This window comes from Massilia sp. Bi118 (assembly GCF_918697865.1).
GTDB lineage: Bacteria > Pseudomonadota > Gammaproteobacteria > Burkholderiales > Burkholderiaceae_D > Telluria.
In genome coordinates, this window is record NZ_CAKKMV010000010.1 from 18,701 (window position 1) to 36,901 (window position 18,201).

The 18,201-nt window shown below is 68.1% G+C and carries 15 protein-coding genes; 7 read left to right on the forward strand and 8 right to left on the reverse strand.

What is annotated here, in order from left to right; translation table 11 throughout:
- The first annotated feature begins 62 nt into the window (after positions 1-62).
- The 3 genes from LQV39_RS15830 to LQV39_RS15840 all read left to right on the forward strand — a co-directional run bounded on the left by LQV39_RS15830 (position 63) and on the right by LQV39_RS15840 (position 2,174).
- Positions 63-851: a response regulator gene (locus LQV39_RS15830; protein WP_230027095.1), complete on the forward strand. Its 789-nt coding sequence runs from the start codon at positions 63-65 to the stop codon at positions 849-851.
- Positions 852-930: 79 nt separating this feature from the next.
- Positions 931-1,611 (forward strand): TetR/AcrR family transcriptional regulator, encoded by a 681-nt coding sequence (locus LQV39_RS15835; RefSeq protein WP_230027096.1) that lies wholly within the window; start codon positions 931-933, stop codon positions 1,609-1,611.
- Positions 1,608-2,174: a TIGR00730 family Rossman fold protein gene (locus tag LQV39_RS15840; protein WP_230027097.1), complete on the forward strand. Its 567-nt coding sequence runs from the start codon at positions 1,608-1,610 to the stop codon at positions 2,172-2,174. The genes LQV39_RS15835 and LQV39_RS15840 overlap by 4 nt, the downstream gene beginning before the upstream one ends.
- A gap of 10 nt (positions 2,175-2,184) precedes the next feature.
- Here the strand turns inward: LQV39_RS15840 and LQV39_RS15845 are convergent, their stop codons facing one another.
- The 4 genes from LQV39_RS15845 to LQV39_RS15860 are packed head-to-tail and all read right to left on the reverse strand — an operon-like array spanning position 2,185 to position 7,682.
- Positions 2,185-3,297: a diguanylate cyclase gene (locus LQV39_RS15845; RefSeq protein ID WP_230027098.1), complete on the reverse strand. Its 1,113-nt coding sequence runs from the start codon at positions 3,295-3,297 to the stop codon at positions 2,185-2,187.
- Positions 3,294-5,990, reverse strand: coding sequence for an EAL domain-containing protein (locus LQV39_RS15850; RefSeq protein WP_230027099.1), 2,697 nt, complete (start codon positions 5,988-5,990; stop codon positions 3,294-3,296). Before LQV39_RS15850 ends, LQV39_RS15845 begins: the two co-directional genes overlap by 4 nt.
- Positions 5,987-6,421, reverse strand: coding sequence for a phosphate ABC transporter substrate-binding protein (locus LQV39_RS15855; protein WP_230027100.1), 435 nt, complete (start codon positions 6,419-6,421; stop codon positions 5,987-5,989). Before LQV39_RS15855 ends, LQV39_RS15850 begins: the two co-directional genes overlap by 4 nt.
- A gap of 1 nt (position 6,422) precedes the next feature.
- On the reverse strand, positions 6,423-7,682 hold the full coding sequence (locus LQV39_RS15860) for a hypothetical protein (RefSeq protein ID WP_230027101.1): 1,260 nt from the start codon (positions 7,680-7,682) through the stop codon (positions 6,423-6,425).
- Positions 7,683-7,877: 195 nt separating this feature from the next.
- On the opposite strand from LQV39_RS15860, the gene LQV39_RS15865 reads away from it, so the two are divergent.
- From LQV39_RS15865 to LQV39_RS15875, 3 genes are all read left to right on the forward strand, one after another.
- Positions 7,878-8,255 (forward strand): DUF2946 domain-containing protein, encoded by a 378-nt coding sequence (locus tag LQV39_RS15865; protein WP_230027102.1) that lies wholly within the window; start codon positions 7,878-7,880, stop codon positions 8,253-8,255.
- A 114-nt stretch (positions 8,256-8,369) separates the two neighbouring features.
- Positions 8,370-10,655, forward strand: coding sequence for a TonB-dependent receptor (locus LQV39_RS15870; RefSeq protein ID WP_374199438.1), 2,286 nt, complete (start codon positions 8,370-8,372; stop codon positions 10,653-10,655).
- Positions 10,643-11,983: a PepSY domain-containing protein gene (locus LQV39_RS15875; RefSeq protein WP_230027103.1), complete on the forward strand. Its 1,341-nt coding sequence runs from the start codon at positions 10,643-10,645 to the stop codon at positions 11,981-11,983. Before LQV39_RS15870 ends, LQV39_RS15875 begins: the two co-directional genes overlap by 13 nt.
- A gap of 6 nt (positions 11,984-11,989) precedes the next feature.
- Here LQV39_RS15875 and LQV39_RS15880 read toward each other — a convergent pair whose 3' ends face one another.
- From LQV39_RS15880 to LQV39_RS15895, 4 genes are all read right to left on the reverse strand, one after another.
- Positions 11,990-14,683, reverse strand: a complete 2,694-nt coding sequence (locus LQV39_RS15880; RefSeq protein ID WP_230027104.1) for a PAS domain-containing protein — start codon at positions 14,681-14,683, stop codon at positions 11,990-11,992.
- A 257-nt stretch (positions 14,684-14,940) separates the two neighbouring features.
- A complete protein-coding gene (locus LQV39_RS15885; RefSeq protein ID WP_230027105.1) occupies positions 14,941-15,450 on the reverse strand; it encodes a M48 family metallopeptidase in 510 nt (169 codons plus the stop codon).
- A 129-nt stretch (positions 15,451-15,579) separates the two neighbouring features.
- The gene (locus LQV39_RS15890; protein ID WP_230027106.1) at positions 15,580-15,912 is read right to left on the reverse strand and encodes a KGG domain-containing protein; all 333 of its coding nucleotides are present in this window, start codon (positions 15,910-15,912) and stop codon (positions 15,580-15,582) included.
- A 144-nt stretch (positions 15,913-16,056) separates the two neighbouring features.
- Complete coding sequence (locus LQV39_RS15895) at positions 16,057-17,082, reverse strand: NADP-dependent oxidoreductase (protein WP_230027107.1); 1,026 nt, start codon at positions 17,080-17,082, stop codon at positions 16,057-16,059.
- A gap of 234 nt (positions 17,083-17,316) precedes the next feature.
- On the opposite strand from LQV39_RS15895, the gene purU reads away from it, so the two are divergent.
- Complete coding sequence (gene purU / locus LQV39_RS15900; RefSeq protein WP_230027108.1) at positions 17,317-18,186, forward strand: formyltetrahydrofolate deformylase; 870 nt, start codon at positions 17,317-17,319, stop codon at positions 18,184-18,186.
- The last annotated feature ends 15 nt before the right edge of the window (positions 18,187-18,201 follow it).

Below are 18,201 nucleotides of genomic sequence, written 5' to 3' on the forward strand. Positions count from 1 at the left end.
GCGCCGCGGTGTTAGAGTAAATACAAAGGCAGTAAATACAATACCCACGGAGAGACACAGCCATGCCCGCGCGCATACTCATCGTCGAAGACGACCCTTCCACTCGTGAGCTGATGGCCTTGTTGCTGCAGGAAGCCGGGCACGAAATCAGCGATGCAGCCGACGGCGCGGCCGGCCTGCAGCTGGCGCTGGCCACCCGCCCGGACCTGCTGATCTGCGACCTGCGCCTGCCGTCGCTGGACGGCTGGTCGGTGGCGCGCGCGCTCAAGGCGGATGCCGATTGCGCGCACATCCCGCTGCTGGCCGTGAGCGCCCTGATCGAGGACGGCGACCGCGAGCGGGTCAGGCAGGCCGGCTTCGACGGCTACCTGTGCAAGCCGATCGAACCGGCCAGCTTCGTCGCCGAGGTCGAGGCCTTCCTGCCGGCCGCACCCGCCGAAGCAGCCGCGCCGGCGCCGCCGACCCTGCTGGTGGTCGACGACGACGCCTTCATGCGCGAGGTGCTGGTCGACGCCCTCGAGAGCGAACCCTGGCGCATCCTCAGCGCCGGTTCGGCCGAGGAAGCGCTGGCGCTGCTGGCGCGCCATCCCATCCAGGTGGTGCTGTCCGACCAGAGCATGCCGGGCATGCAGGGCAGCGAACTGATGGCCCGCGTCAGCCGCGACTACCCGCACACCGTGCGCCTGATTCTATCGGGGCTGTCGGGGCCCTCCGAGCTCGAAGCGATCGAACGCGCCTGCGCCGCCGGGCAGGCCGACCGCCACCTGGTCAAGCCCTGGGCTGCCGGCGCCCTGCGCGAAGACCTGCGCGCCGCCTTCCAGCTGCAGCGCCGCCGCGCGGCCACGCGTTGAGGCAAAGGCGATCGCTTGAAGTGGCCGCGGCGGACCGTCGGTGTTATCCTTGCGGGTGAGTTCAACCATGCCGTCTTCCATGCAACAGAAAGCTCCCCGCCGGACCCGCGAACGGATTCTCGAATTGTCGCTCAGGCTGTTCAACGAATTCGGCGAGCCGAACATCACGACCACCGTGATCGCCGAAGAGATGAACATCTCTCCGGGGAATCTGTATTACCACTTCCGTAACAAGGACGACATCGTCAATTCGATCTTCGTCCAGTTCGAGGCCGAGATCGGGCGCATGCTGACCGTGCCGGCCGGGCGCCGTTCGAACCTGGAAGACGTCTGGCTCTACCTGCGCATGATGTTCGAACTGATCTGGCGCTACCGCTTCTTCTACCGCGACCTGAACGACCTCCTGTCGCGCAACCGCAAGCTGGAGCTGCACTTCAAGGCCATCCTGGCGCACAAGATCAAGGTCGCGCGCCAGCTGTGCGAGGACCTGCGCAGCGAAGGCTCGCTGGAAGCGGGCGAGGCCCAGATCGGCGCCATGGCGACCAACATGGTGGTGGTGGCGACCTACTGGCTGTCCTACGAATACGTGCGCAACCCGCGCAAGTACAGCGAGCAGCAGGCGATCGCCGACGCCCTCGCGCGCGGCTGCTACCAGGTGCTTTCGATGGTCGGTCCCTACCTGCGCGGCGAGACCCGTGAGCTGTTCCAGCGCCTCTCGGAAGACTATTTGAAACAGCTGCCGCAGGAAGGGAAAGCATGAAAGCCATCGCCGTCTATTGCGGCGCCTCGCCGGGCCTTGACCCTGTGTATGCGGAAGCCGCGCGCGGCCTGGCGCGGGTGCTGGTCGAACGGAATATCGGCCTGGTCTACGGCGGCGGCAAGGTCGGCCTGATGGGCGTGATCGCCGACGAGGTCCTGCGCCTCGGCGGCGAAGCCACCGGCGTGATCCCGCGCGCGCTGCTCGAGCGCGAAGTCGGCCACACCGGCCTGACGCGCCAGTTCGTCGTGAAGGACATGCACGAACGGAAAGCGATGATGTCGAACCTGGCGGACGGCTTCATCGCCATGCCGGGCGGGATGGGCACGCTGGAAGAGCTGTTCGAGATGGTCACCTGGGCCCAGCTGGGCATCCACGCCAAGCCGATCGGCCTGCTGAACGCGCAGGGTTTCTACGATGGCCTGGCCGGCTTCGTGAACCACATGGTGGAGCAGGGCTTCGTGCGGCCGGCGCATGCGGGCTTGATGATGCTGGATGCGGATCCGGATGCGCTGGTGGCGCGCTTGCAGGCTGCGGCGGCGCCGCGCGCCGATACGCTCGTGTAGGGTGCCCACCCTACGCCACGATAACCCGGTCGCGTCCCGACGATTTCGCCTGGTACAGCGCCTTGTCGGCGCGGTTGACCGTATCGGCCAGCGCCTCGGCGCCGCGGCGCGCCGTCAGGCCCGCCGAGAAGCTGATGCCGCGTTCCTCCGTCACCCCGTCCACCAGCAGCCGGCCGACGCGCGCGCGGATGCGCTCGACCACCAGCTTCGCCGCCGCTTCGCCGGTATCCGGCAGCATCAGCAGGAATTCCTCGCCGCCCCAGCGCGCCAGCACGTCGTTTGCGCGCAGCTCGGCGCGCGCGGCGGCGGCAAAGCTGCGCAGTACCTCGTCGCCGGCGGCGTGGCCGTGGCGGTCGTTGATCTGCTTGAAGAAATCGATGTCGAGCAGGGCAATGCAGGTTTCCCGGTCCGGCGACCCGGCGCCGTGGACGTGACGGCGCTCTTCCTCGGCCAGCATTTCGTTCATGTGGCGCCGGTTCGATAGCGCCGTCAGTTCGTCCACGGTGGCCAGGATGCGGATCGTGTCCAGCGCCTTCACCAAGTCTTCCTTTTGCGCCTTCAGGCGCGCACGCAGCTTGCTGGCTTCGCCCGTCAGTACGGTCACGGCCAGCGAGCAGCCGGCCATGATGGCGAAGGTCACGGCTTCCACCAGCGGCGGATAGTGCGCCGGGTCGTGCAACTGGTGCCACCACATGGTCGTGCCCATGCCCACCAGGCCGACGGCGGTCAGCGCCAGGGTCTGGCGAGGACGCAGCGCGAAAGTGCAGAACACCACCACCACCATCAGGCCCATCAGCGTAGCGGCGCGAAAGGGACCGGTAATAACGTAGGCCCACATATTGCAGGTGATGCCGAAGACGGCCTGCAGCGCCGCGGCGCCGGTCGGCGCCAGTCCATGCCGGGCGCCCAGGCGCACCAGCAGATAGGACAGGACGATGCCGCCGCCGGCGTAGGCCGTCAGTCCGAGCGCATCGCCGCGGTCGATCAGGCCGCGTTGGCCGACCTCGACCAGCAGGCCCATGAACACGGTGTAGAGCGCGGCGGTGGCGCTCCAATAGAACATCATCCGGCGCAGCTTGGGGTCCGCGCCGAACAGGAGCCGGGACAGTCCCGATGCGCTCATGCGGGGCCCGCCGGCTGCAGCTGCGCCTGCAGCATTGCAGTGATGCCGTCGGCCGGCACCGGCGGCGAGAACAGGTAGCCCTGCATCTCGTCGCACTCGTTGGCGGCCAGGAATTCGCGCTGCTCCTCGGTCTCCACGCCTTCCGCGATCACGCGCAAGTGCAGGCGGTGGCCGAGCGAAATCACGGCCAGCGCGATCGCCTGGTCGTCCGCGCTGGTGGCCAGGTCGCGCACGAAGGACTTGTCGATCTTGAGGGTGCTGATCGGGAAGGACTTCAGCGCCGACAGGCTCGAATAGCCGGTGCCGAAGTCGTCGATCGACAGCGAGATGCCCATGTCCTTCAGTTCGCGCATGCGTTCGATGGCCTGGTTCTGGTCGCGCATCAGCAGCGATTCCGTCACTTCGAGCTCCAGCGCGCCAGGGGGCAGGCCGGTGTCGCGCAGGGCCACGGCGATGCGCTCGACCAGGTGCTTCTCTTCGAACTGGCGCGCCGACACGTTCACCGACACCGTCAGCGGACCGAGGCCGGCGTCAAGCCAGAGCCGGGCCTGGCGGCAGGCGGTGCGCAGCACCCATTCGCCGATCGCCACGATCAGGCCGGATTCCTCGGCCAGGCAGATGAAGCGCGGCGGCGGCACCATGCCGTGCTCGGGATGGCGCCAGCGGATCAGGGCTTCGACGCCGAAGATGCGGCCGGTGCGCAGGTCCACCTTGGGCTGGTACATCAGGAAGAAATGGCCGGCCGGCCCCGCTGCCGGCGCGCCCGACTGGGTCGCATCGAACGCCTTGCGCATCCCTTCCAGCAGCATCAGTTTTTCCTCCACGCTCGCGTTCATTTCACGCGTATAGAACTGGAAGTTGTTGCTGCCCAGGTCTTTGGCGCGGTACATCGCCGCATCCGCGTTCATCATCAGGGTCTTCGGATCCTCGCCGTCGCGCGGGTACATGACCACGCCCATGCTGCAGCTGACCTGCACCGCCTGGTCATCGATCAGCACCGGCTCCGTCACCGCCTGGCGGATCTTTTCCAGCACCGGCGTCAGCGCCAGCGCCTCGCCGGGCACGTCCGGCAGCAGGATCACGAATTCGTCGCCGCCCAGGCGGCCCAGGGTGTCGTTGCGGCGCAGGCAGGCGCCCATGCGGCGGCCGACCACCTTCAGCAGCTCGTCGCCGGCATTGTGGCCGAGGCCGTCGTTGACCAGCTTGAAGCCGTCCAGGTCGACGAAGGCCAGCGCCAGATGCTTGCCGTTGCGCTGGGCGTTCAGCACCGCCTGGTCGAGGCGGTCGCGGATCAGGCTGCGGTTCGGCAGGCCGGTCAGCTCGTCGTGGTGGGCCAGGTGGCGGATCCTTTCCTCGGCCAGCTTGCGCTCGGTGATGTCGCGCACGGTGGCCACCGCGCCGCCTTCGACCGGCACGATCTGGCGCTGCAGCCAGCGGCCGACGGCCGGCGAATTGGCGGCCTGCCATTCGGTCTCGACCGCCTGGCCATCGGTGACGACGCGCATCAGCTCATCGTACATGCCGTTCACGCGGTAGTAGGGCAGCAACTCGCCCAGCAGGCGGCCGCGAAGCTGCTCCTTGGGGACGCCGGTGACCTGCTCGGCGCGCGAATTGGTTTCCTCGACCAGGAAGTCGACCACCTTGCCGTCTGCATCGAACACGCTGCGCAGCACGAAGAAGGCGTCCAGGCTGGCCTCCGAGGCGGCGGCATAGGTTTCCTGGGCGCGCCGCTCGCGCCGCCTGGCCTTGGACAGCTGCCAGGACCAGGCGCTGACCAGTCCGACCACGACAATCAGCAGGACGCTGGCGGCGACCGCCGCGACGATGTAGTTGCCGCGGCGCCGGTGGTACTGCGCCATCTCCTCGCTCTCGGCCAGGCCGGTCACGGCGGTCAGCGGAAAGCCGTGCAGATGGCGCACGCTGGCATAGCGCGGCACGCCGTCGGGCGCGGTCGGGTAGGGCTCGATGGCGTCGTCGTGCATGCGCTCCAGCGCGACCCGCTGGCCCCAGCTCACCTTGTCGCCGACCCGCAGCGCGCGCGCCACGCCGTCATTGCCGATCAGGCCGATGAGGCCGTGCTCGCCCGCGCGCGAGCGCTCGTAGGCGCTGGTGAAATAGGCCGGGTCGACTTCGACGATGGCGACGCCGGCGAAGTTGCCGGCGGCGTCGTCGATGCGGCGCGTGAAATGCAGGTGGTGTTCGGGTTTGACGCGGTCGCCGATGGTCTCGCTGACGAAGGGCGCGCCGGTCTCGCCGTCGCGGTGCACCGTGAAATAGCGTTCGGCGCCGATGTCCTGCGGCGGCGAGGCCGGGTTGCTGGCCACGATATGGCCGTCGCGGTCGGCAATGGCGGCCACGAACACCAGCGATGGCGGCAACAGGCCCTGGCCGCGGAGCTTGTCGAGCGCCCCTGCGGGACCGTGCTGCTCGACCGCGTACTTGAGCACCTTGAGGGTCTGGTCGATGGCGGTCAGGCTGCGCACCATCTGCGCTTCGTAGGTGTCGACCTGCTCGCGGGCCTCGTCGCGCGCGGTGGCGATGGCGCCCTCGCGTTCGACGGCGATGAAGTGGAAGGTCGCGATCCAGATCGCGATCAGCGGCAGCAGCGCGAACAGCGGCAGCGCAATATAGGTTTCGAGCGCTCGGCCCAGTCGGCGGGAAAGCCGCCTGGCTTTAAGGGTGTTGTCCATCATCGCACCATCAGCACCGGGCGCACGCTCGGGTCCAGCGCCGCGCGGTCGATATAGCCGATCAGCTCAGGATCCTCGGCCACGCGGCGGCGCACGGCGGCGCTGTCGAGGAGTTCGGCGGGCGGCTGGCCGCGGCCGGTGAACACCATCTTCGACCAGTGGGCTTTCAGCAGGGCCGGGGTCTTGCTGGTCACGCGCAGGTAGAACTCGTTGCGCAGGGGCGAGCCGAGCGGCAGGTCGAGCGGCACCGCCTCCACGCCGTCCGGGAAGCGCGCGGTCTGGCCGAGGAAGATCGCGGCCACCTGGTCCGGGCGCAGCGCGCTCACCTGGCTCCTGGCCGACACGATCACCACCAGGTCGGCGGCGCCGGCGGCCGCGGCGGCAAGGACAAGAAGGGCGCCCGCGAACAGGCGCCGGATGCGAACGGTCGCCATCCTAGTACACGAAATCGAGGGCGACGCTGGTCACGTGGGCCGTCTGGCCGGAACGGAAGGCGGGCGTCAGGTTGATCAGCGTGCCGCGCGAGCCGAGGCGGGGCGTGACGCGGTCGTATTGCAGCTTGAGGGCGGCGTTGGCGGCGAGATCCCAGCGCACGCCGAGGGCTTGCGTGTCCTGCTGGGGGATGGTGGCCAGCAGCAGGTTCAGGCCGCCGTTCAGCTGCGCCAGCTGGGCTGCCGCGGCAGGCGGCAGGCCGGCGGTCGGCAGGCCGTCTTCATGCGTTGCGCTGACGGCGCGCGCCTGTGCGATGCTCAGGTAGGGCGTGAAGGACCGGATGCGCAGGCCGGCGCTGGCATACATGCTGCGGGTGGACCCGAGCAGCGATGCGGAGCGCGTGCGGCTGGCCTCGGCCATCAGGAACCAGCGGCCTGGGTCGTAGTTCATGCCGATGCTGGCGATGGTGGCGTGCTTGTGGTCGATCCTGTAGTTGCGCGCGATGGCAACGCCGGCCGGGCCGGCAGCCTCGTAGGCGTCGAACAGGGCGCTGCCGATGTCGGTCGTGATCTCGGCTCTGATCAGGTTGGCGCGCACGCTGAGCGCGCCCCAATCGCTGGTGTTGGAGATGCCGACGATGCCGCGCGCCGTGGCGCGCAACGGGTCGATCAGCCGGACGTCGTCGCGGCCGTAGAACAGCTGCGAGCTGTTCTGTACCGCGCCGGCGCTCCAGCGCAGGGTGGCGTCGACGCCGTCGCTGCTGGTGAAGGGCAGGGCGCCATAGCCCTCGACCGGCGGACGCACCCACGGATAGATGTAGCCGACCTTGCGGTAATCCGCGGTCAGGAACATGGGCAGGGCGATGCGGCCGAAACGCAGGGCCAGGTCGGGCGTGGCCTGGTATTTCAGGTTGGCCCATTCGACGCGCGGGCGGTAGCTGTTGTCCAGTCCCTGTTCGCTGACCACCTGCAGCACCGCCGACCAGGCTTTCGTAAAACGCAGGTCGAGCTGGGCGCCGAGGCGGCTGTCGACGTTCGCGCTCCAGCTGCGGGTGGCGCCGGCGCCGTTGGCCTTCAGCACATTGGCGGTGTAGTCGCCATTGCGCTCGCTGGAGTGCGCGGCGCCGATGGTGCCGAAGCCGGACAGGGTCCAGGCCGGTCCGGCGGCGCCGTCGTCCTGCGCGTGCGCGGCGGCGCCGAGCAGCATGCCGAGCGCGAACAGGGAAGGAGACAGAAGACGGCCAGGAGGGTGTTGCGGCATCATTAGGGCGGGCAAAGGGCTGAACGGGGACGCAAGTATCGCGAGATTGACTTTATATGGAGGGATACCGAAAGTCGATAGATAAGTTCTAACGCCGGCGAATGAAAGGCAATAATCGTTGTTCGGTGGCAACGCGGTGCAAGAGATGGAATCGTGGCCTATAATGCAAGCATGCATACCCTGACACGGCATCGCTTCATGCGCGCACGCATTGCCTGGATCGCCTGCCTGGCCATCCTGTTCAATGCGTTCGCGCCGCTGGTGTCGCATGCCATGGCAGCCCCCGCGTCCGCCGCCATGACGATGGAGGTCTGCACGGCGATGGGCATGACCACCATGCCGCTGGTGCTGGCCCCGGACGGCGACGATGCGTCATCGTCCGCCAGGCTGCACAAGGCCATGAACCACTGCGGCTATTGCGTGTCCCATGCGGCCAGCCACGGCCTGCCGCCGCCTGCCGCCATCGCCTTCGTCGCCCCCGCCGGGCGCGACGTCTATTCGCCCCTGTATTACCACGCCCCGCGCCCGCTGTTCCCGTGGTCGCTGGCGCAATCGCGCGCGCCCCCTCCCGCCTGAGCGCGGCCCTGCGCCGCTCCCGCATCGCAGCGCACCGTCATGCCATCCGGCCGCATCCGGATGGGCGTTGACGCGTGCCGATTGCCCCACCGGGCGAATAAACCAGGAACAAAAATGAAACATGCAAGCAGATCGCCGGCGGCCTTGTGGACGCTGACGGCGCTGGCCGCCGCCATGTCCAGCGCCTACGCGCAGGAAGGGCCGCGCCAGCAGCGCGAGATGGGCACCGTGATCGTCACCGGCAACCGGCCCACCTCGCTGCCGACCCGGATCCCGACCACGATCGAAACCGTCACCGGCGAGGACATCGCCCGCAGCATCAACGCCAGCGACGCCGAGGATGCGCTCAAATACCTGCCCAGCCTGCTGGTGAGGAAGCGCTACATCGGCGACTACAACCACGCGGTGCTGTCCACCCGCGCTTCCGGCACCGGCAACAGCGCGCGCTCGGCGGTGTACGCGGACGGCATCCTGCTGTCCAACTACCTCGGCAACGGCGCCAGCTTCGCGCCGCGCTGGGGCATGGTCAGCCCGGAAGAAATCGAGCGCGTCGACGTGCTGTACGGCCCCTTCTCGGCGGCCTACGGCGGCAATTCGGTGGGCGCCGTGGTCGACTACGTCACGCGCATGCCCTCGCGCTTCGAGGCGCACGCCAAGCTGGCGGCTTCGTACCAGCCCTTCAAGCTGTACGGCACCGACGATACGTATCACGGCCGCCAGGGCAGCGTCTCGCTCGGCAACCGCGCCGGCGCCTGGTCCTGGTATCTGGATGTCAGCCGCCTGGAAAGCGAGGGCCAGCCGCTGACCTTCCCGACCAGGTACCCGGCCGCGAGCACCTCGGCGGCGGGAACGGCGGTGACGGGCGCCGTGCCCGGCCAGGACCGCATGGGGCGCGACTGGCTGATCCTCGGCGCGGCAACGCAATACACCACCACGCAGGAACACTTGAAGGCCAAGCTGGCCTACGACTTTTCGCCCGGCCTGCGCGCGACTTATGTGTTCGGCCTGTGGGACAACGATGCGCAGGGCCGTCCGCGCAGCTATCTGCGCGACGCCGCCGGCCAGCCGGTGTACGGCGGCACGGTGAACATCGCCGGCCGCGCCTACACGCTGGCGCCGACCGACTTCAACCAGTCCAACGAGAGCCTGCGCCACCTGATGCACGGCCTCACGCTGAAGAGCAACACCCACGGCGCCTTCGACTGGGAGCTGGCCGCCAGCCTGTACGACTACGATCGCGATATCCTGCGCGCGCCCACGGTGGCCTTGCCGGCCGCCGCCGGCGGCGGGACGGGGCGCATCGTCGACCAGGGCGGCACCGGCTGGCATACCTTCGCGGCCAAGGGCGTGTGGCGCCCGGCACCCGCGCATGTGGCGGAATTCGGCTGGCAGCGCGAAGCCTACAAGCTGCGCAGCATCGAGAACGCAACGACGGACTGGATCGCCGGCAGTTCCGGCGCACGCAACCAGGCCTTTAGCGGCCGCACCGGCATCGACGCCTTGTATGCCCAGGACACCTGGAAGTTCGCGCCGCGCTGGAAGACGGTGCTGGGCCTGCGCTTCGAGCACTGGGAAGCGCGCGAAGGCCGGACCTCGAACGCCAGCACCACCGTCGCCCACGGCAGCCGCAGCGAAAACACCCTGTCGCCGAAGGCCGCGCTGGCGTTCCAGCTGAGCGACGACTGGCTGCTGAAGGCATCGCTGGGACGCGCGGTGCGCATGCCGACCGTGTCCGAGCTGTACCAGGGCGGCATCAACGCGGCCGGCACCCTGATCAACAACGATCCGAACCTGAAGCCGGAAAAATCCTGGACCGGCGAACTGACGGCCGAACGCAAGCTGGAGACGGGCCAGCTGCGCCTGACCGCCTTTGGCGAGCGCACCCGCGACGCCCTGTATTCGCAGACCAATGTGCTGGTCACGCCCAATGTCACCAATGTCCAGAACGTCGACCGCATCAATACCAAAGGTCTGGAAGCCGCCTGGGGCGCCAGCGACATTGGGACTCGCGGCCTGGACCTGAACGCCAGCCTGACCTGGACCGATTCGAAGATAGACCGCAACGACAAGTTCCCGGCCAGCGTCGGCAAGTGGCAGCCGCGCATACCCGAGTGGCGCGCGGCGGCCCAGGCGACCTGGCGCGCCAGCGACAGGCTGGCGGCGACGCTGGCGGCGCGCTACAGCGGCCGCCAGTACTCGACCCTGGACAATTCGGACCCCAATGGCTTCGCCTACCAGGGCGCCAGCAAGTACTTCACGACCGACCTGCGCATGGTCTACCGGATCGACAGTCACTGGGCGGTGGCTGTCGGCATCGACAACCTGAACAACTACAAGTACTGGAACTTCCACCCTTATCCCCAGCGCACCTGGGTGGCGGAGCTGAAATGGGACCTGTGACGACAGGCGCGCGGCGCCGCAGCCTGTTCTGGCGCATCCACTTCTGGGCGGCGCTGATCGCCTCGCCGTTCGCGCTGGTCGCGGTTTTGACCGGGACGCTCTACATCTTCACGCCGCAGATCGAAGCCGCCTTGTACGGGCAGCTGGAGCGGGTCGCGCCGCAAGGGGCGCGCCTGCCGCTCGACGCCGCCGTCGATGCCGCGCGCAAGGCGGCGCCGGCCGGCTTCGAGGTGCAGGCGGTGACGCCGCCGGCGCGTGCAGAGGACGCGGTGCGGGTCGGCTTCGGCCCGCCAAGAGCTGGCGCCGGCGCACACGCGGGCCATGGCGACGCCGCGGCCGCACCGGCGGCGGCCAACCCGCGGCCGGGGCAGGGCGGCGAGCGGCTCACCGTCTTCGTCGATCCCTATCGCGGGCAGGTGCTGGGCAGCCAGCGCGACCAGGACCGCTTCAGCGAATGGGCGCGGCGCCTGCATTCGCGCCTGCTGCAGGGCGAGTCGCTGCGCTGGATGATCGAGCTGGCGGCCAGCTGGATGCTGGTGATGCTGCTGACGGGGGTGGTCTTGTGGTGGCCGCAGCCCGGCCAGCCGGCGCTGCCGCGCACCGTGCGGGGGAGAGCGGGGTGGAAGCAGTGGCATGCCTTCCTGGGCGTGCTGCTCGGCGTGCTGAGCCTGGCCATGGTCCTGACCGGCATCACCTGGAGCAAATACGCGGGCGAGAACGTGCGCGCGCTGCGCGACTGGTCGGGACAGGCCTCGCCGCAGGCGCCGGCGCGGCTGCATTCGATGCCGCAAGGGGAGCAACTGACTTACCAGCAGGCCTGGGACCGCACCCGCGCGCTGGTGCCGGACACGCCGCCGCAACTGACGCCGCCGCGCGGCCCGCATGGGGTGTGGCGCGCCGGCTCGGCCGACCGCCGCCATCCAGCTGGTCGCTTCGACCTGGTGCTGAATGCCTACGACGGCCGGGTGCTGTACCAGGCGGGCTGGGAGAGCCAGACGGCCTTCGGCAAGGCCACCGCGGTCGGTATTCCCTTCCACCGCGGCGAGCTGGGCGTCTGGAACCAGCTGCTGCTGTTCGTGTTCGCGGCCGGGGTGCTGTTCTCGCTGGTGTCGGGCTGGGTGATGTTCTTCAAGCGCCGCCGCGCCGGTGCGCTCGGGCTGCCGAAGCTGCTGCCCGGCGCCTGGCGCGCGGCGCCGCCGGCGGCGGTGCTGGTGGCCGTCGGGATGTGCGCGCTGATGCCGCTGCTGGCCTGGAGCGCGGCCGTGGTGATCGCGATCGAAGCGGCGCTGCACTGGCGGCAGCGCGGCGCCGCCACCAGCGCCGCCTGACGCGGATCAGCCGTGGACCAGCGCCAGGCTGTGGCTGCGGCCGAGCCGCAGCATGGCCCAGGTATTGCGGCCGGCTTCCTTGGCCATGTACAGGGCGCGGTCGGCGGTGTCGAGCAGGCGCTCGGGCGGCGGCTCCGGCTGCTCGGCCAGCGCCGCGCCGATCGAGGTGCCGACCTGCAGCACCACCGCGTCCAGCTCGAAGGGCGGGCGCATCGCGGCCTGGATCTTGCGCACCACCGCTTCGACGTCGGCCTCGCCGGCCACGTCGTTCAGCAGCACCGTGAATTCGTCGCCGGCCAGGCGCGAGACCAGGTCCGAGCTGCGCACCGCGCTGCGCAGGCGGCGCGCGAATTCGACCAGCACGGCATCGCCGACAGCGTGCCCGTAGCGGTCGTTGATCTGCTTGAAGTGGTCGACGTCCAGGTAGAGCAGGGCGGTGCCGCGCTGCAGACGGGGCGTGCGCTTTACCGCGCCCTGCAGCGCGCTTTCGAAGTGGCGCCGGTTCGGCAGGCCGGTCAGGGTGTCGGTGTGCGCCAGCGCGTGCAGGCTGCGCTCATGCAGGCGCGAAGCGGTGGCGTCGAGGGTCAGCACGTAGACGCCGGCCACCTGGCCGTCGCGCAGCTGCGGCAGGAAGGTCGTGTGGGCGATGCGGGTGTGCTTCTTGCGCACGATCTCGTGTTCGCACTGCGAGGCCTGGCCGCTCCAGGCCTGGGCCAGGGCTTTGGCCTGGGGCTCGACATAGTCCGCGCCGAAGGCTTCCTCCATGGTCTTGCCGAGGATCTGCTCCGCGGGTTTGCCCAGCCAGGACTGGTGCACGGCATTCGCGAACACGTAGCGGCGCGCGCTGTCGAGGTGGGCGATCAGCACCGGCACGTTGTCGGTGATGGTGCGCAGCCTTTCTTCGCTTTCGGCCAGGCGCAGCTCCCCCAGCTTGCGCTCGGTGACGTCGATGGCCATCGCGTAATAGCCGTCCGGCGCGCCGGCGGCGGTGCGCTGCGGGACGAAACAGCACTGGTAGTGCAGCTCGCGTCCGGGCGCGCCGCCGACGTATTCGAAGGCGACATGCTCGCCGGCCGCCGCCCGTTCGAGGCAGGGCCGCAGGCGAACGTAGTCCTCGGGGCGGTAGGCGGCCGAGACGTCCTGGCCGAGCAGCTCGGCGGCGCTCTTGCCATAGGCCGCCAGCGCATGGCCGTTCAGGTACACGAAGCGGCCGTTTGCATCCACCTTGCCGATCATCGCCGGCAGGTTCTCGGTGATGGCGCGCAGGCGGCGCTCGCTGGCTTCGGTCTGCTCGCGCGCGGCGTTCAGTTCGGTAATGCACTTCATTGCCACCACCGCGCCGAGCGGCCGGCCGGAGGCGCTGCGCAGCGGGCGGCCGCTGGCCAGCAGGGTGTGCGGCGCGCCGCCGTCCGGCGCGATCACCATCGCCTCGTTGCGCACGGTCTCGCCCTTCAGCGCGCGCACCAGCGGAATCTCGTCCATTGCCAGCGGCGTGCGGCCGTCGACGTGGAAGAGCGAATAATGCTGCGACCACTCGGCCGGGACGATGGACTCGAGGTCGCGGCCGGCGACTGTGCGCGCGGCGCGGTTGAACAGCGACAGGTTGCCCACCGCGTCGCAGGCGACCACGCCGACGTCGATCGATTCCAGGATGGCATCCAGCATCTCCTGCTTCTCTTCCAGCTGCTGGCGGGTGCGAATCCGCTCCGAAATATCGTTCAGGAAGGCGCCGAAACAGCGCTTGCCCTTCCATTCATAGCTGCTGATGGTCATTTCGACCGTGATCTGGCGCCCGCTCGCAGTCAGCGCCGGCAGCTCGATCTTGCTGTTCAGGACCCTGCCGTGACCGGTTTCCAGGCAGCGCTTCATGCCCGCTTCGTGAGCGTGGCGCAAGGCATGCGGCACGATCAGCTCTGAAAGCTTGCGCCCCAGCGCCTGCGCGCGCGGCCAGCCGAAAATGCGCTCGGCCGAGGCATTCCATTCGATCACGCGGCCATCGGCATCGGCGCCGACGAAGCCGCTGTACGAGGAGGCGACGATGGTGCGATTCCAGTCCTCGCTGTGCTGCAGCGAGACCTCGATCTCCTTGCGCCGCGCGATTTCCTGCGACAGCTCGCCGAGCTTGCGCTCGAGCTCCGCCGTGCGCGCCGCGACCCGCTGTTCGAGTTCCTTGTTCAGCGACTTCAGGGCCTGCTCCGCCATCAGGCGCGCGGTGGCGACCTTCACGTGTTGCAACTCGTTCTCGACCAGCTCCGCAAGCTCGCGCAGGGCCTGGCGCTGCTCCGCATCGAAGCGGCGCGGCGCGCGGTCGATGATGCACAGGGTGCCGACCGGCTGGCCATCGCTGAACAGCGGCTGGCCGGCATAGAAGCGCACGTGCGGCGCACCCAGCACCAGCGGATTGGCGGCGAAGCGCGGATCCTGCTTCGCATCCTCGATCACCATCATTTCGCCCTGGGCCACGACGTGGCTGCAGAAGGCGATCGAACGCGGCGTCTCGGCCACGTCCAGGCCGCAGCGCGACTTGAACCATTGGCGCTCGCCGTCGACCAGCGACACCAGCGCGATCGGCACGCCGAAGGCGCGCGCGGCCAGGCGCGTGAAGCGGTCGAAACGTTGTTCCGTGGGCGTGTCGAGGACGTCCAGCGAGTCGAGTGCCTTGAGACGGTCTTGTTCGGAAGCGATGATGGGATGGTGCATGGCCACTCCAGTAATTCAGGCGGAGAACGGCAGGGTCGGGGCCGGTGGAGACGCGGCGCCGGGGACGTGGGCTACCGATGAGCACATCCTAGCATGCGTGCTGCATGGAAACTATTTCTGCGTGGATACTTTTGTGACTTTGTTGCGCGGGCGCCTTGACAGTTCGTTATGTGCCGGGCGGCTAGAGCTTTTCGATCTGGCAGTAAGCGAAAAGCTTGACCTTCCCATGCTTGCGTATCCGGTGCCGGCTATTCATCTCAGTCCCACAAGCGTTCGCCGCCCAGCTCCAGCTGGGTGAGATACAGCCGCAGGTCGAACTCGAACTGGTGATAATCCGGCTCCATCCAGCAGCACAGCTTGTAGAAAGCCTTGTCGTGCTGCTTTTCCTTCAGGTGCGCCAGTTCGTGCACGACGATCATGCGCAGGAATTCCGGCGGCGCGTCGCGGAACACGCTGCCGATGCGGATCTCGTGCTTGGCTTTCAGCTTGCCGCCTTGTACACGCGAGATGGCCGTGTGCAGGCCGAGCGCCTGCTGGACGATGCCGATCTTGCTGTCGTAGGCGACCTTGGCGACCGGCTCGGCGTTGCGCAGGTAGGCGTCCTTCAGGTCCTGCACGTAGCTGTACAGCGCCTTGTCGGTGCGGACGGCGTGGGCGTGCGGATAGCGGCCGCGCAGGTGGCCGGCCAGCTTGCCGTCGGCGATGAGGCGGCGGACCTGGTCGAGCAGGTGGGGGGGATAGGCGTTGAGGTATTTCAGGTCGGACATGGGTTGCGCACTCTAGCACAGAGTGCGCACCCGGTGAGGAAGCCGGCGCAGATCAACCGGTAAGGGGATGGCACCGCTCGATGCCATCCCTGGTCAGACAAGGAGCCCGGCGTTGCTGCTTACCTTATCTCACTCCGCCTTGCCGCCCTGGCGGTTACCCCCCTTGGCGGCGGCCGCGGCGCGGTTGGCCGATTGCCGGCTTTCCCCGCCTTTGCGGCCGATGTCGGCCATGTGGGCGCGGTTACGGCTGACCACTTCCCCGCCTTTCTGGCCTGCGCGGCGCGCTTCCTCCGAATCGAATTCGTGCGCCGTTCCCTTCTGGTGGGCGGCCTGGCCGCCCTTGCTGGCGATTTGACGCTGCTGGTTCTGGTCCATCGCAGCGAAACCGCGCTTGGCAGGCTGGCTTTTCTGCTCGCTGCCGCCCGAGCTCGCGCTCTTGCCGCCGTCCTTGCTTGTGGCCATATCGATCTCCTTGTGCCTGTCGGTGAACAATCAAACCCGAGAGCGTCACGGATGCGCTCGTGCGATTAGAGACACAGGAAATGCGATAGTTCCGGCTGACGTGAATCTCGATTGCGCTGGCCGCGCGCTCAGTGGCAAACCCTTTCAGGCGTCGGCGATCTTCAATACCAGTTTGCCGAAGTTTTTCCCTTCAAAGAGCATCAGCAGGGCGGAGGGGAAGTTCTCCAGGCCCTCGACCACGTGCTCGCGGTGCTTGAAGCTGCCCTCGCGCAGCCACCGGGCCAGTTTGGCCACGCCTTCCGGATAGCGCTGGGCGTAGTCGAACACCACCATGCCCTCCATGCGCGCCCGGTTCACCAGCAGCGACAGGTAGTTGGCCGGGCCGCGCACCGGCGTGGTGTTGTTGTACTGCGAGATCGCGCCGCAGATCACGATGCGCGCCTTCATGTTAATGCGCGTGAGGACGGCGTCCAGGATCTCGCCGCCGACGTTGTCGAAATAGACGTCGACGCCGTTCGGGCAGTGCTGCTTCAGGCCCGGGCCGATAGGGCCTTCCTTGTAGTCGATGCAGGCGTCGAAGCCGAGTTCCTCGACCACGAAGCGGCATTTGTCGGCGCCGCCGGCGATGCCCACCACGCGGCAGCCCAGGTGCTTCGCGACCTGGCCGACCGTCGCCCCGACCGCACCGGCGGCGGCCGATACCAGCACTGTCTCGCCGGCCTTGGGCTGGCCGATGTCCGTGAGCCCGAAATACGCCGTCATGCCCGGCATGCCCAGCACGTTCAGCCAGGCGGGCAGCGGCGCCAGCGCGGGATCGATCTTCACCAGCGGATTGGTTTTGTCATCGGCCGCGCCGGTCCAGTAGCGCTGCACGCCGAAGCCGCCGCTGACGTGCTCGCCGACCGTGAAGCGCGGGGAACGGGATTCGGCCACCACGCCCACCGCCCCGGCACGCATCACCTCGCCGATCGCCACCGGGCGGATATACGACTTCCCTTCGTTCATCCAGCCGCGCATCGCCGGGTCGAGCGACAGGTAGAGGACTTTCACGCGCACCTGGCCGTCTTCCAGCGGGGCCAGGGGCTCGTCCGTGAGCTGCCAGTTGGCGTCGGTGGGCAGGCCGACGGGGCGGGAGGCGAGGCGGAATTGCTGGTTGCTTGGCGTGGACATGGGATCTCCTTGTTTGGGATGTGGACTTGCCAACTATAGCGGAAAGATACGCACGTCGTTCCCGCGCAGGCGGGAATCCATACTGAGCTTGCCGAAGACGCTCAGCATGGGTTCCCGCTTTCGCGGGAACGACGGCGGGGCAAGAATGACGGCGCGGCTGTTGCGTACATGCCGCTTTTGCAACTCATGCGACAATATCCCACCGACCCCATCCAAACCTCAGCAGAGCGCCCCATGACGCACCCCGAATACATCCTGACCCTGTCCTGCCTGGACCAGCGCGGCATCGTCCTGCGCGTGTCCGGCTTCCTGGCCGAGCATGGCTGCAACATCATCGACTCCGACCAGTTCGGCGACCCGGAATCGAAGCTGTTCTTCATGCGCATTCACTTCGCGCTGGAAGAGCCGAATGTCTCGGATTCGACCCTGCGCGCCGGCTTCGATGCCTTGTGCGCGCACCTGGGTGCACAGGGCCAGTTGCACGATGCCGGCCGCAAGCCGCGGGTGCTGATCATGGTCTCGAAGATCGGCCACTGCCTCAATGACCTGCTGTTCCGCTACCGCAGCGGGCTGCTGCCGGTGGAGATTCCGGCCATCGTTTCGAACCACATGGAGTTCTACCAGCTCGCGGCCAGTTACAATATCCCCTTTCACCACTTGCCGCTCGAGGCTGGCGCCAGCGAAGCCGACAAGCTGGCGCAGGAAAGCCGCATCATCGAGCTGCTGGACCGGCACCAGGTCGACCTGGTCGTGCTGGCGCGCTACATGCAGATCCTGTCGCCGGGGCTGTGCGAGGCTTTGCGGGGGAGGGCGATCAATATTCACCACTCCTTCCTGCCCAGCTTCAAGGGCGCGCGCCCGTATGCCCAGGCGCACCGGCGCGGCGTCAAGCTGATCGGCGCCACCGCCCACTTCGTCACGGGCGACCTCGACGAAGGGCCGATCATCGAGCAGGACGTCGAGCGGGTCGACCACGCGATGAGTGTCGATGCGCTGACGGCGATCGGGCGCGACGTCGAAAGCGTGGTGCTGGCGCGCGCGGTCAAGTGGTTCGTGGAACACCGCATCCTGCTGAATGGCGACAAGACCGTCGTCTTCAGCTGAACAGAAAGATAAATA

Excerpts from the sequence above, each read along its gene's own strand:
- LQV39_RS15830 (WP_230027095.1), top strand. The coding sequence starts at position 63 with ATGCCCGCGCGCATACTCATCGTCGAAGACGACCCTTCCACTCGTGAG.
- LQV39_RS15895 (WP_230027107.1), bottom strand. The coding sequence starts at position 17,082 with ATGTCCACGCCAAGCAACCAGCAATTCCGCCTCGCCTCCCGCCCCGTC.
- LQV39_RS15855 (WP_230027100.1), bottom strand. The coding sequence starts at position 6,421 with ATGGCGACCGTTCGCATCCGGCGCCTGTTCGCGGGCGCCCTTCTTGTC.
- LQV39_RS15870 (WP_374199438.1), top strand. The coding sequence starts at position 8,370 with ATGAAACATGCAAGCAGATCGCCGGCGGCCTTGTGGACGCTGACGGCG.
- LQV39_RS15840 (WP_230027097.1), top strand. The coding sequence starts at position 1,608 with ATGAAAGCCATCGCCGTCTATTGCGGCGCCTCGCCGGGCCTTGACCCT.
- LQV39_RS15885 (WP_230027105.1), bottom strand. The coding sequence starts at position 15,450 with ATGTCCGACCTGAAATACCTCAACGCCTATCCCCCCCACCTGCTCGAC.
- LQV39_RS15880 (WP_230027104.1), bottom strand. The coding sequence starts at position 14,683 with ATGCACCATCCCATCATCGCTTCCGAACAAGACCGTCTCAAGGCACTC.
- LQV39_RS15875 (WP_230027103.1), top strand. The coding sequence starts at position 10,643 with ATGGGACCTGTGACGACAGGCGCGCGGCGCCGCAGCCTGTTCTGGCGC.
- LQV39_RS15865 (WP_230027102.1), top strand. The coding sequence starts at position 7,878 with ATGCGCGCACGCATTGCCTGGATCGCCTGCCTGGCCATCCTGTTCAAT.
- LQV39_RS15850 (WP_230027099.1), bottom strand. The coding sequence starts at position 5,990 with ATGATGGACAACACCCTTAAAGCCAGGCGGCTTTCCCGCCGACTGGGC.
- LQV39_RS15890 (WP_230027106.1), bottom strand. The coding sequence starts at position 15,912 with ATGGCCACAAGCAAGGACGGCGGCAAGAGCGCGAGCTCGGGCGGCAGC.
- LQV39_RS15835 (WP_230027096.1), top strand. The coding sequence starts at position 931 with ATGCAACAGAAAGCTCCCCGCCGGACCCGCGAACGGATTCTCGAATTG.
- LQV39_RS15860 (WP_230027101.1), bottom strand. The coding sequence starts at position 7,682 with ATGATGCCGCAACACCCTCCTGGCCGTCTTCTGTCTCCTTCCCTGTTC.
- LQV39_RS15845 (WP_230027098.1), bottom strand. The coding sequence starts at position 3,297 with ATGAGCGCATCGGGACTGTCCCGGCTCCTGTTCGGCGCGGACCCCAAG.
- purU (WP_230027108.1), top strand. The coding sequence starts at position 17,317 with ATGACGCACCCCGAATACATCCTGACCCTGTCCTGCCTGGACCAGCGC.